The 13,317-nt window shown below is 67.8% G+C and carries 9 protein-coding genes; 2 read left to right on the top strand and 7 right to left on the bottom strand.

Annotated elements, in window-relative coordinates; all coding sequences use genetic code 11:
• Window position 1: 1 nt before the first annotated feature.
• The 6 genes from LT970_RS06605 to LT970_RS06580 form a co-directional block, all read right to left on the bottom strand.
• On the bottom strand, window positions 2–1,645 hold the full coding sequence (locus LT970_RS06605) for an ABC transporter permease (protein ID WP_232685641.1): 1,644 nt from the start codon (window positions 1,643–1,645) through the stop codon (window positions 2–4).
• A 5-nt stretch (window positions 1,646–1,650) separates the two neighbouring features.
• Window positions 1,651–2,799: an extracellular solute-binding protein gene (locus tag LT970_RS06600; protein ID WP_232685640.1), complete on the bottom strand. Its 1,149-nt coding sequence runs from the start codon at window positions 2,797–2,799 to the stop codon at window positions 1,651–1,653.
• Between the two features lie 6 nt (window positions 2,800–2,805).
• On the bottom strand, window positions 2,806–4,071 hold the full coding sequence (locus tag LT970_RS06595; RefSeq protein ID WP_232685638.1) for a PGF-CTERM sorting domain-containing protein: 1,266 nt from the start codon (window positions 4,069–4,071) through the stop codon (window positions 2,806–2,808).
• Between the two features lie 128 nt (window positions 4,072–4,199).
• Window positions 4,200–6,068, bottom strand: coding sequence for a Glu-tRNA(Gln) amidotransferase subunit GatE (gene gatE / locus LT970_RS06590; RefSeq protein ID WP_232685637.1), 1,869 nt, complete (start codon window positions 6,066–6,068; stop codon window positions 4,200–4,202).
• A 36-nt stretch (window positions 6,069–6,104) separates the two neighbouring features.
• On the bottom strand, window positions 6,105–7,622 hold the full coding sequence (locus tag LT970_RS06585) for a PH domain-containing protein (protein ID WP_232685636.1): 1,518 nt from the start codon (window positions 7,620–7,622) through the stop codon (window positions 6,105–6,107).
• On the bottom strand, window positions 7,619–8,116 hold the full coding sequence (locus tag LT970_RS06580; protein WP_232685635.1) for a PH domain-containing protein: 498 nt from the start codon (window positions 8,114–8,116) through the stop codon (window positions 7,619–7,621). Before LT970_RS06580 ends, LT970_RS06585 begins: the two co-directional genes overlap by 4 nt.
• A 283-nt stretch (window positions 8,117–8,399) precedes the next feature.
• Here LT970_RS06580 and LT970_RS06575 point away from each other — a divergent pair, with 283 nt between their 5' ends.
• Complete coding sequence (locus LT970_RS06575) at window positions 8,400–10,388, top strand: bifunctional metallophosphatase/5'-nucleotidase (protein ID WP_232685634.1); 1,989 nt, start codon at window positions 8,400–8,402, stop codon at window positions 10,386–10,388.
• Between the two features lie 116 nt (window positions 10,389–10,504).
• Here the strand turns inward: LT970_RS06575 and LT970_RS06570 are convergent, their stop codons facing one another.
• The gene (locus LT970_RS06570) at window positions 10,505–11,914 is read right to left on the bottom strand and encodes a class II fumarate hydratase (RefSeq protein WP_232685633.1); all 1,410 of its coding nucleotides are present in this window, start codon (window positions 11,912–11,914) and stop codon (window positions 10,505–10,507) included.
• Window positions 11,915–12,152: 238 nt separating this feature from the next.
• Here LT970_RS06570 and LT970_RS06565 point away from each other — a divergent pair, with 238 nt between their 5' ends.
• Window positions 12,153–13,283, top strand: a complete 1,131-nt coding sequence (locus LT970_RS06565; protein WP_232685632.1) for a BMP family lipoprotein — start codon at window positions 12,153–12,155, stop codon at window positions 13,281–13,283.
• The last annotated feature ends 34 nt before the right edge of the window (window positions 13,284–13,317 follow it).

Below are 13,317 nucleotides of genomic sequence, written 5' to 3'. Positions count from 1 at the left end.
TTCATGGTCGGTCCGTGCGTCGTTCGTGCGCGAGGATGACGAACATCGAGAGCGCGGACACCCCAAGGAGGACGAGCGCCGGGACCGCGATGCGCCCGTAGAATCCGGACTCGCGGGCGGTCCAGATGTACGTCACGAGCGTCCGGAACCCCGAAGGCTGGAGGAGGAGGGTCGCGGGGAGTTCTTTCATCGTCGTGAGGAAGACGAGGGCGGCGCCCGCGGTGACACCGGGGAGTATCTGGGGGAGGGTGACGCGACGGAACGCCGCGAGAGACGTGTCCCCGAGCGTCCGCGCGGCCTCCACGAGGTGGCGGTCCACCTGGACGACGCTCGACCGGGTCGTCCCGACCGCTTGCGGGAGAAATCGTACGACGTACGCGAAGACGAGCAAGGGAAGGGTCTGGTAGAGGCCGTGCGCGTACCGCACGCCGACGTAGACGAGCGCGAGCGCGATGACGATGCCAGGAAGGGCGTACCCCGCGTACGTCACGCGGTCGATGAGTCGGGCGACCCGGGAGTCCCGGTACCGCCCGGAGAGGTAGCCCACGGGGAGCGCGGCGAGCACGGCGACGCCCGCGGTGAGCGCCGCGGCGTAGACGGAGTTCATCGCGTACGACCAGGAGAACCCGTCGACGTACGCGCCCGCGAGGTCCGCGCTGAGCGACCAGTACGTGAACACGCCGAGCGGGACGATGAGCGAGAGCCCCACGACCGCGGCGCACGCGAGGAAGACCGGGGCTTTGAGCCACCCCAACTCGACGCGGCTCGCCGAACGCACCTGGCCGCTCGCGTACCCCGACCCGCTTGCGCCCGAGACGCGCGACTCAAGGAGGAGAACAACCGCGGTGACGAGCAGGAGATGGATGGAGAGCAGGGCGGCGGTGTCCCGCGAGTACGTGTACTCGACGTAGATGACGCGCGTGAAGACGTCGACGTGCATGATGGCGGGCGTTCCGAAGTCGGAGAGCGTGTAGAGCGCGACGAGCAGCGCGCCCGCGGTGACACCGGGGAGTATCTGGGGGAGGGTGACGCGACGGAACGCTGTAGCGGGGGTGTCGCCGAGCGTCCGCGCGGCCTCCACGAGCGAGTCGTCCATCGTCAGGAGGGCGGCACGCGTCCCGAGGAAGACGTACGGGTAGACGTAGAGCGTGAGCACGAGCACCGCGCCCTCGAAGCCGTAGATGGAGGGGATGGACGCGACACCGAGCGGCGCGAGCACGTCAGCGAGTGCTCCGTTCGGTCCGAACGCTGCGACGTACGCGAACGCGCCGAGGTAGCTAGGGACGACGAGCGGGAGCGCGAGCGCGACCGTCCAGAACCGCCGGAACGGGAGGTTCGTACGGGCCGTGGCGACAGCGAGCGGGACGCCGATGGCCGTTGACGCGGCCGTCACGGCGGCGACGAGCGCGAGGCTGTTCGCGAGCACGTCGAGCGTCGACGAACTGGTGAGGAGCGCGTACGCGCGCCACGTCTCCACCTCCAGCGCTCGCACGACGAGCCAGCCGATGGGCGCGAGCACTGCGAGCGCGACGACGGTGCAGACGGCGAGCAGGGCGAGTGGTGGGCCGTCGCGCGTCGCGCGACGGAGTCGGTTCGCCGCGGTAGTGCGCGCGTTCGCGTCGTCGGTTCGCGTGTCGTCCGACATCGGAGTCAGAGGACACCCGTCTCGCGGAGCAACGCGATGGTCTTCTTGACGTTCCCGAGTTTCGCGAGGTCGACGTCCGGCGGGTTCAGGTCGGCGAGCGAGGGGAGGTCAATGTCGCCGCCGTCCGGCGGCGCGACGCCGGGCGCGAGCGGGTACGAGTAGACGTGCTCGACGAGATACTGCTGGACCTCACGGGTGAGGAAGTGCCGGACGAAGTTCGTCGCGAGGTCGAACTGCTCCGTGGAATCGAGAACCAGTGCGCCAGCGACGTTGATGAGCGCCCCCGGGCCGCCGCGCGTGAACGCGAGGTCGAGCGGCGCCTCGGGCCGCGCCTGCTTCAGGCGAAGCGCGTAGTAGTGGTTCGCGAACCCGGCCTTCAGCGTCCCCTGCGCGATGTCGTACGTCACGCCGAACTCGCCCGGGTAGGACTGCACGCCAGTTCGCTGTACGTCGTTCAGCCACTCGCGAGTGCGGTCGTCGCCGACGAGGTGCCGCATCGCGGTGACGAACGCTTGGAACGACCCGTAGGACGGCGCCCAGCCGAGCGCGTTCGCGAAGCGGTCCGTCTGAGGCACGTCGAAGACGCTGTCCGGAATGTCGGACGCACTCAGCCGGTTCGTGTTGTACGGAATCGCTCGCGCGCGTCCCGTGAGCCCGACCCAGCGGCGGTCGGCGTCCCGGAACTTCGCGGGCACGATGCCGGCGAGGTCCGTCGAGAGGGGTGCGGCGAGGCCGTGCTGGGCGACGAGCGCGAGCGACGCCGCGTCGATGGACCAGAACACGTCGGCGGGAGATTCGCCGTTCTCCGCCTCGGTGAGGATTGTGTTCGCGAGTCCGGTGGACGGGCCGCGCTTGAGCGTGACGGAGAAGTCCTCGTAGCGCGTCTTCTCCAGGTACTCGACGAGTTCGGCGTACGCGCCTCCCTCTCCCCGGCCGAGGTAGACCGTGAGGTCGCCCTCGAGGTCCGGGAGGTCGTCGATGGTCGGCGCGCTCCCTCTGGACGCGTTCGTGCCGTCGCTCCTGAGGACGGGGCTGTTCGACCCGCCGGTCGTCCCGGTGAGGCCGGTGCAGCCAGCGAGCGCGCTCGCGGACCCCGCGGCGGCCGCGAGGAACGCGCGGCGGTTCGTGGAAACGCGAGTCCGGTCTCGTGTCATCTGTGGTCAGTTCGTTCGGCGGAGCGCGACGAACGCGGCCCCGACGACTGCGACGACCGCGACGCCGGCGCCGAACCCGGGGACGGACCCGCCGGTCGTTCCGTCGGTCGCCGCCGCGTCAGCCTCGTCGGTCGTCCCGCCGGCCGTCGTCGTCTGTTTCTCGTCGAGACTGATCGTCGTCTCATTCCCCTGTGAGAGCACCTTCTCGACGGTGTGGAGTTTCTCCTCCATCGCCTCGACCTTCTTGCGGACCTCGCTCACGGACGCGTTCTGCTCGATGAGCGCCGGGAGTTCCTTGTTGAAGTCCGCTTCGAGTTCCTCGACGAGTTCGGGGCGCTTCTCGATGAGTTCGCCCTCCAGGCCCTCGAAGTAGGAGAGGTAGGTCTGTCGGATGATCTGCTTCGCCTTCGCGGGTTCGCCGTTCTCGTACGCTTCGACGGCCTCGTGGAGGTGCTCTTCGATCTCGGCGACCGTCTTCTCGACCTGCGTGTCGCCGGTCTGGGCCTCGATGCCCGTGTACTCGGCGTACTCGGCGGCGATGCCGTTCGTGATGCTCTTCACGTCACTGGGCGCCTTCGAGTCCTCGATGGCGGTCTGGAGGTTCTCGAACATCTCGTCGAGTTCCGTGCGGGCGTGTTCGGAGAGCGTCTGGCGGATGCTGGACCGGTAGAGCGCTTCCGCGCGGATGGCGAAGCCGCGGGCGTCGGCGTACTCCGCTTTGTTCGTGACGGTGCCCTCCGCGGAGACGCCTTCGCCGTACTCGTGGACGGCGCGCTGGAGCAGTTCGCGGGAGACCTTCGCGTTGAAGGCCGCGCTCGCGGCGCGGTCGCCGACGACCGCGCGCTTGGCGTCGTTCAGCAGGGGGATGACCGTGTCGTTGACGTACGCGGCGTACTCGGACGCCGAGGCGTTCCGAGCGCGGTCGGGCGCGTTTTGGAGCCCGGTCGCGAGTTCGGACGCGAGCGTGGCGTTCGCCTCGCGCAGCGTCGCGTTGACGGCGCTCCAGTACTCGGCGTAGGGGTGGCTGGCGTGCCGGGCCGCCGCTTTGGTGTCACCCGTTTCCGCGTACTGGACGGAGACCACGAGGTGTCCCTTCATCTCCTCGATAGTTCGAGCGAACGCGACGTCCCCTTCGGCGGAAGTGGTGCGTTCGACGGTGTTGGGAGCGACATCGCCGACTGGTGACCGTGCGACTGCGCCGGTGGGAACCAGTAGTAGGCTGACGAGCACGAGCGCGGGGAGTGCCCGCGACAGTCGGGTCAATGAGACCATACCGGCCGTAGTTTTAGGCTGGCCTAAAAAATTGCGGTTCGGCCGTCCCGGTGCCGAACGTCGCAGCGAGGACACTGGCCACGCGGCGTAAAGTTAGGCCGACCAAAAAGATTGGCGGTCGGGGCGTCCTACGCGCGTTGCTGAATCTCCTCTCGCAGCACTTCGCTCACGAGGTCGCCGTCCGCCTTTCCGCGGAGCGCGCCCATGCACTCGCCCATCAGCGCGGAGAACGCGCCCATGCCCTGCTCCTCGACCTGCTCGCTGTTCCGCTCGACGACCTCCACGACCGCTTCGCGCACCTCGTCTTCGGCCGCGGAGCCGAGGCCGAGTTCCTCGGCGAGGTCCGCGGCGTCCCGCTCGGGGCTCCGGGCGAGCGCCGTGAGCAGTTCCGGGACGCCCTCCTGCGCGAGTTCGCCCTCGGACACCAGGCCGAGCACGCTGCGGAACTGGTCGTCCCCGAGGTTCTCGACGGGGACGTCGTCGCGCCGCAGTTCCGTCACCGTGGATTCGAGCGTCTGGGCGGCGAGCGTGGCGTCGACGCCAGCGTCGACGCTCTCCTCGAACAGCGGCCACCGCTGGCCGTAGGCGACCTGCTCGGCGAGTCCCGCGCCGAGACCGTACTCGGACTGGTAGCGCTCGACCTTCTCCGTGAGCAACTCGGGTGTCTCGATCTCGGTAGGGTCGGGGTCGACTGCGGGCACGTCCGTCTCCGGGTACATCCGCGCCGCGCCCGGGAGCGGGCGGAGGTAGCGACTCGTGCCGTCGTCGTTCGCGCCCCGGGTCTCCTCCGGCACGCCCTCGATGGCGACCTCGGCGCGCTCGGCCACCGCGTCGATGGCGCCCGACGCGACGTCCGGGTCGTCCGCGACGATGGCCACCGCGTCCGCTTCGCCCGCGCCGACGGCGTCGCGGAGCGCGTCGACTTCCGCCTCGGTGACGCCGTACGCGGGCAGTTCGTCCGTGTGGAAGATGCCGCCCGCGCCGTGACGCTTCGCGTGGTCAGAGAACTCCGTGCCGAGACGCCGGTCGTCCTGAAGTTCCCGGCCCACGAGTCCATCGAAGCCGTACAGCGGGACCGCTTCCACACTACCGCCGGAGTCGAGCGCACCGCGAATCACGCCCGAGTCGCTGTCCTCGAACACGCCGGTCACGTCCTGGGTGTCGCCGACGCTCGCGTCCCGAGACTCGAGTTCCTCGGCGATGTCGACGAGTTCGACCTGGCGTCGGACCTCGCCCCGAACCAGGTCGTCGATGTCGTCGAGGCTCTGGACGCCCTTCATCTCGACGCGCGCGCCCTCCTCGATGGAGACGTTCACGTCCTGCCGGATGGTGCCGAGGCCGCGTTTCACCTTTCCCGTCGAGCGCAGCAACATCCCGATAGTCTCCGCAGCCTCGCGGGCCTGCTCGGGTGATTCGATGTCGGGTTCAGTGCCGATCTCCACGAGCGGGATGCCGAGGCGGTCCAGCGAGTACGTCACGTCGTCGCCGTGCTCCTCGACGCGCTTGGCGGACTCCTCCTCTAACATCACGTCCTCGATGCCGACCGCTCCCTCGCTCGTCTCGATCTCGCCGGCCTGGGCGACCAGCGACGACCGCTGGAAGCCGCCCGTGTTGGAGCCGTCGATGACGACCTTCCGCATCACGTGCGCGCGGTCGACCACGTCCATGTCGAGCAGTTCCGCGATTTCGAGGGTGGCGTCGAGGGCCTCCTCGTCGAGGCGGTGGGGCGGTTCGTCGTCCTCTTCGACGAGACACGTCGAGTCGAACGCGAGGTACTCGAACTCGCGTTCGACCTTGCTCTCCTCTAAGGCGGCCTCGTCGATTTCGCCCAGTTCCGAACGCGTCGGGTGGAGGTAGCGAGTGAACGAGCGCTCGGCGTCCTCGGGTTCCCGTAGCTCCGTCGGACACGTACAGAACAGCTTCGTCGCCGTGTCGAGTTGCTGGTGTATCTCCAGCCCGGCGACCAGGCCCAGGTCCTCGTAGTCGAACTCGGTCATTGCCCGGGAGTGGGGCGTCGAGGGGTAAAAAACCGTTCAGTCCGCGGCGGCGTCCGGGTTCCCGTCCCCGTTCCGGCGGTCCGTTTCGGTGGAGCCGAGGCGGCCGTAAACCGCGTCCAGCAGTTGCGTCTCCGTCTCCTCGGCGAGGTGGTCGGCGTCCGCGTCATCGCGGTCGATGGCTGACGCGTCGCCGCCGGAGATGGAGCGCGACCCCGCGGTGTCGAGCACGACAGTCGTGAGGTTCCAGCGCCGCTGGAACACCGTCTGGCGGCGGATGACGGTCTGCACGCGGTCGTAGGGCACGATCCTGGTCTGGCGCCGCCAGAATCCGGCCTGCGTGACGGCGTGTCTCGGGCCGGCGTCGTAGCCGCGGTTGGCGTGCGCGAGGCGGGCGGCGGGGAACGCCAGCGGCAGCAGTACGAGCGCGACGTACCACGGGAACGCGACAATCTGTGAGACGCCGAACGCGAGCAGTGCGACTGCGCCGAACGCCAGCGCGTACCGTCGGACGTAGCGCTTTCGGGCGCGCTCCGGCGGGCGCGACAACTCGAAGTCGTGGAAGTCCTCGAGCGTGCGCGCGAGGCCGAGTACGTCCTCGCGGGCCGCCAGCGGCACGGCGGCCTCGGAGCCACCGCTCGGCGAACTACCGGGGGCGTACCCCGCCGTCTCGACGGCGAGCGACGCGAACCCGTACCGGCGCATCAGGACGTTCTCCTCGACGGAGACGGTCTGGAGTTTCGACACCGGGATGGTGCCGTCGTAGCGCTGGAGCAACCCGCGTTCGTAGCGCAGGTCGTCGCCGACGCGGCGCAGACGGAAGCCGTAGAACCGCACGATGCGCGCCACAGCAGACACCGCCCAGAGGACGAGCGTGCCGACCACGGCGAGCGCTGCGACGACCACCACGCCGAGTCCTTCCAGCGGGACGACGTCGCTGACGAACGGCCAGACGAACGGCGCGAACGCGAGCACGCCGGAAACCAGGCGCGGGTCGAAGGACAGCACGCCGTACAGCACGAGGTCGCGGTCCGAGAGTTCGAACAGCGTTTCGCCCGCTGACTCCCCTTCCGCGGCCGCTTCCGGGGATTCCTCACTGGTCTCATCCTGCTCAGCGGTCACGCGGGCGCGGCGCTTCCGGATGTCGTCCTGCAGGCGAGTTGCTTCCTCCCGGCCAACGTACTGGAGCGAGGCCTCCGTCTCGCCGCCGCCTGCCGTCTCGACGTCCACCTCGGCGAGTCCGAGGAGGCGCGCGACGAACGTCCGCGTCACATCGACGTTCTGCACGCGGCGCAGCGGAATCTCGCGCTCCCGCCGCGAGAACACGCCCGAGTGGATGTCGAGACTGTCGTCGGTGAGCTCGTAGTCGAAGCGCCGGTAGTACGCCACCTCGTAGGCGACTCCCGCCGCTACCGCGAGCACCAGCAGGACGACGAGCCCGCTTATCGCCAGCGGGTTGCCGTCGGCGAACGCGATGCCGCCGACGAGCACCGCCCACGCGAGGTTGAGGCCGCGCGTCAGCAGGCGGTAGGGAACCGACAGCGGGTGGAGTTTCATACGGCGTCACCCGCGTCGCCCGAGTCGGGTTCGCTCTCGATGGCGAGGTGGCGAAGCGTCTCCTGGACGTCGTCCGTGCGCGCGTCGTCGAGTCCCGGAATCGAGACGTCGGCGCCCCGGGACCCGGCGGTGTAGACGACGACGCTGCCCAGTCCGAGCAGTCGCTGGAGCGGTCCGCGGCGCGCGTCGACGTGTTGTACGCGGACGTACGGAACGACCGTTCGGACCTTCACCAGGACGCCACGCTCGATGTAGAGGGTGTCCTCGCGCACCTCGAAGCGCCACGCGCGATACCGGAGGACGGTGTGCGCGACAGCGAGGAGTGCGACGACGAGAAACACGAGGGATGCGACGACGACTGGAGAGAGAGGGATGATTCCGTCAGGAGCCCCGAGCACACGCGACACACCGTAACTGATGGCTGCAGCGACGCCAGCGCTGACCAGTGCGCTGACCAGCCAGACGACGCGAACCCGGGAGTCGAGACGTTCCATGCGTCCGGCATCGAACGCGGGGGTTAAGAAGGTGGGCGGGGCGTCGCAGGGAACCAAAGCCCGTCGCGTGAGTCGGCCGTCTTTCAGTCCGGTCTGCCGCCAGACCTCCACCGCGCGGTCGGCGCGCAATCCCGAGAAGTGGGCACTGCAACCACCAACACGAGTTCGGGATCCACAACGGCGACGCCGGCGAACGTCAACAACGCGGTCAGCGGTCACCGGATGAGATATTTCTGGTAACTACGTGCAAAGGTTAATGTTCTTTTCTGTGGGTTCTAGGGGTATGTCTTCGGACGAGGACACAGACGGTGGAAGTCTCGTAGAACGGTTCACAATCGACCGGCGGCGGTTTCTCAGCGCGAGTGCCGGAGCCGCCGCGGTGCTCGGCGGTGCGGGCACGGTCAGTGCGGCGTCAGACCCCGTGACACTCATCCACGACACGCACTTCCACGGACGCTTCGAGGGGCAGTCCGGTGTGAACATCGCGCAGTACACGGCGAAAATCGATGAACTCCGGAACGAGCACGCGAACGCGGGCTTCGTCGGCATCGGAGACGACTTCTCCCCGTCGACCATGGGGTTCGAGTTCCACGGCGAGCACATGGTAGAGGCGCTGAACTACCTCGATCCGGTGGTCAACGGCGTCGGGAATCACGAGTTCGACTTCGGAGTCGACAACGCCTCCGCACGCTTCCAGAACTCGACGTACCCCTGGGTCGTCGCGAACCTCCTCACGCCCGACGGCAATCCGATACCGGGCACGGAGCGCTGGACAATCGAGGACGTCGGCGGCCACCGGGTCGGCTTCTTCGGCAGCGGCGTCGAGGACTTCCACTCCATCACCTCGTACCCTGACGACTATCAGGTCATCCACCCAGTCGACGCCGCCCAAGAAGCCACGACAGCACTCCGGGAGGCCGGCGCCGACCTCGTCGTCATGACGTCCCACACGGACTCCAGCACGCACGACGACATCGCGGCCGAGGTCGACGGACTGGACGCCATCGTCGGTTCCCATTCTGGCGTCGTCCAGGACCAGGTGCGCGAGGTGTCCGGGACGCTCGTCAGTGAGGTCGGCGACCAGTTCGCGCATCTCGGTGTCCTCCAGTTAGACCCCGAGACGGGCGACGCCGTCGGGTGGGAGCGCCACGACCTCGAGAGCCAGGCGGACAGTTTGCCCGAGGACGCCGGAATGCGTTCGATCATGGACGAGTGGCTCGGCAAACTCGACGACCGCCTCGGCCAGACGGTCTTCCGGACATCTCGGGAACTCGACGCCCGTTTCAACACGAACTACGCGGTCGAGTCGAACATGGGGAACCTCATCTGTGACGTCATGCGCGAGGAGATGGACGCCGACATCGCGCTCCAGAACCCCGGCGGCATCCGGTCGAACGACACCTACGGGCCGGGCCCCATCACCGGGAAGGACGTCTACAACATCCTTCCGTTTCCGAACAAGGTCACGAAAGTCGAGGTCGAGGGCCGGAAACTCGTCGAATCCTTGGCTATCTCCGTGGCCGCTCTCCCGTGGTCGTGGTACGGCATCCAGGGCGGATCCCAGGTCGCCGGCCTCCAGTACGAGTTCACGGGCACCGGCGAGTCCGCGGTCGGGAACTTCTACGTCAACGGCGAACGGTTGGACCCGGACGCGACGTACACGCTCGCGACGAACGACTACATCTACAACAACTACGACGAGATCAACGCCGGGACGCTCCTCGACAAGAGCGAGGACTTCCTCGGCACCATCTTCATCGACCACCTCTCGGAGTGGGGCGTCGTCGACCCGGACACGGACAACCGGATTCTCCGCGTCGACGAGTCCGCCGGCGACGCGTCGGTGTCGGTCGACGGCGACACCGTCACGGCGTCGTTCCCGCTCCCCGAGCAGGCGGCCGGCGTCTACGGGAAAACGTTCCGCGCAGTGAACGCGCACGGGCAGGAAACCGAGGCCGCTGGCGTATCCGTCTCGGGTGGCTCCGTCCGCGTCACGTTCGACTACCAGGACCTCGAAAATCTGGCGTCCGGGCCGAAGCACCCGGACGTTCGCGTGCTCGGCGGGTTCGACCCGGACGAATCGGTCTACGACTACGGGATGGACCTCCCGGTCGCGTCACCCGCCTACTACTTCACTGTGAAAGCGCGCGTTCCCGTGAACGGTCGCGGGCCGAACCCGTTCGGCGGCACCGGGAACGGCCGTGGGCCGGACGAATACGTGAGCGACGAGGGGACGGGCCGCCGTCGGCACTCCCACGAGCACGGTCACTGACGACACGGCTGGCCTCTTCCGGGTGACGGTCCCGATAGTGCTTCGGCTTCTCACCCGTCAGTGGCTGTCCGTCGACAGACACCCTGCCGAGAAAACGATGCCGAGTGCCGTTGCCGTCAGTCGTCGCCGGAGAGGATGCCGCGGTGGGTCATGCGCTCGGGGTCGAGCACCTCCTCGGCTTCGGCCTCGCTGAGGTAGCCCTTCTCCACGACGACCTCCTTGACCGTCTTGCCCTCCTTCAGCGCGGTCTTCGCGACCTCGCTGGCCTTGTCGTAGCCGATGGTGGGGTTGAGCGCGGTTGCGAGCGCCATCGAGCGCTCGACCTGTTCTTCACAATGCGCCTCGTTGGCCTCGAGTTTCGCGACGAACTTCTCGGCGAACACCTCGCTCGCGTTCGCGAGCATGTTCGCGGACTCGAGGAAGTTGTGCGCTAGCACTGGCTTGTAGAGGTTCAGGTCGATCTGGCCCTCGGCCGCGCCCGCCGACACTGCGGCGTCGTTACCGACGACCTGCTTGTGGACCTGGTTGACGGCCTCCGCCACGACCGGGTTGATCTTCCCGGGCATGATGGACGAGCCGGGCTGGTTCTCGGGCTGTTCGATCTCGCCGAGGCCGTTGCGCGGGCCCGAGGCGAGCAGCCGCAGGTCGTTCGCGATCTTGTTGAGGCTGCCGGCGACCGTACGGAGCGCGCCGTGGGCCTCGGACATCGCGTCGTGAGCGGCCTGTGCCTCGAAGTGGTCGTCGGCCTCGCGGAACTCGACGCCGGTCTCCTCGCTGATGTACTCCGCCGCCAACTCGGGGAAGTCGGGGTGGGTGTTGAGGCCCGTGCCGACCGCGGTACCGCCGAGCGCGAGTTCCGCGAGGTGGGGTTTTGCGTTCTCGACGCGCTCGATGCCCTTCTCGACCTGGGTGCGGTAGCCGCCGAACTCCTGGCCGAGGCGAACCGGCGTCGCGTCCTGCAGGTGCGTGCGCCCCGTCTTCACCACGTCGTCGAACTCGTCGGCCTTCTCGTCGAGCGCGTCGACGAGCGTCTCCAGTGCCGGTTCGACGTCCTTCTCGACGGCCTCGAGGGACGCGACGTGCATCGCGGTCGGAATCACGTCGTTCGAGGACTGCCCGAAGTTCACGTGGTCGTTCGGGTGGACGACGCGGTCGCCGACGTCCTCGCCGAGAATCTCGGCGGCGCGGTTGGCGACGACCTCGTTCGCGTTCATGTTCGAGGACGTGCCGCTGCCGGTCTGGAAGACGTCCACGGGGAACTGGTCGTCGTGTTCGCCCGCGATGACCTCGTCGGCGGCCTGCACGATGGCGTCGACTTTCTCCTCGTCGACGAGGCCGAGGTCGCGGTTCGCCTGCGCGGCGGCCTTCTTCACGACGCCCAGCGCGCGCACGAACCGCCGGGAGAACTGGATGCCCGAGATTGGGAAGTTCTCGACGGCGCGCTGGGTCTGTGCGCCCCAGTAGGCGTCCGCCGGGACCTGCATCTCTCCGAGGCTGTCGCGCTCGATCCTGAAGTCCTCGCTCATGTCCGTAGGGTCGCGCGGGCGGCGCGTAAAACCCATCGAAACGGCTGGCCGCTGGGTCACCTGCGCGCCGGCCGTCGAGTCGCCTTACACCGCCAAAACGTCATTCCATCTGACTCGCTGGCCGACTACTGGCAACGTGGTCGTCACGTGTGGGTGCACCATAGGTTTACTCGAAGGTGGATTAAATAATGGATAATGATTAAGTATCCACTCGTCAACATCTTGTTGAGTAGTGCCCATGACAGACGACCACTCACCACACGCGGGGAAGCAAGAACCGACTTCGAACGGTATCAGCAGGCGGACAGCAATCAAGTCCGGAGCGGCGCTCGTCGGTGGCACGGCGCTCGCAGGCTGTCTCAGCCAGTTCGGTAGCCAGGAGAGCGGTTCCGGTGGGACGAACATCGCCATCGTCTCCAGCCCCGCCGGGTTCGGGGACGGCGCGTTCAACGACCTCGCGCTCGAGGGCCTGAACAACGCCGCCGACGAACACGACATCAGCATCCAGCAGGTAGAAGAGACCAACCAGTCCCAGTACCAGACGGTACAGTCCCGGCTGGCCGAGAGCCAGAGCCCCGACTACGACCTCATCGTACTCGTCGGCTACAACCACCTGCAGGGCCTCGAGACGAACGCCACCGAGTACCCCGACCAGCGGTGGATGCTCATCAACGACACCGTCGACCAGCCCAACGTCGCCTCCTACATCTGGGCGAACCACCAGATGTCCTACCAGGCGGGCGTCCTCGCGGGCACCATGACGACGCAGTCGTTCAGCCACGCGGAGAGCTCCACGACGCCCGACTCGGCGACAGTCGGATTCGTCGGCGGCGTCGACGGAGCGCTCATCAACGCCTTCGAGCGGGCGTACAAGGCCGGCGTCGAGCGCGTCAACCCGGACGCCACCGTCCGCGTCGGTTACATCGGCAACTACACCGACACCCAGACGGCGAGCAACATCGCCGGCTCCCAGTACGACAGCGGCGCCGACATCGTCTACCACGCCGCCGCGGCCGCCGGCCAAGGTGTCTTCCAGGCCGCCCAGGAAGCCGGCCGCTTCGCCATCGGCGTCGACTCCGCGCAGTCCAAGACGCTTCCCGAGTACGAGGACGTCATCATGGGCTCTGCGGTCAAGCACATCAACCGAGGGACCAATCAGGTGGCGACGGCCGTCGTGAACGACAACTGGGACGGCGTCAACGGCAAGAACGTCCTCGGACTCGGCGAGGACGCGGTCGGCGTCACGCTCGGACAGGCCATCGGGCCGAAGCTCCCTGACGTCGTGAACCAGAACCTGGAGGACGCGAAACAGGCGATCGTCAACGGAGACGTCACCGTCCCGTGTTCCGCCTCCGGGTGTACGAACTGACGCCCCGAATCGATGACAGCAATCACACGGGTGC

The organism is Halobacterium zhouii (assembly GCF_021249405.1).
Taxonomy (GTDB): domain Archaea; phylum Halobacteriota; class Halobacteria; order Halobacteriales; family Halobacteriaceae; genus Halobacterium; species Halobacterium zhouii.
Note: the sequence above shows the minus strand (reverse complement) of the source record. Positions and strands in the feature narration are given on the sequence as shown.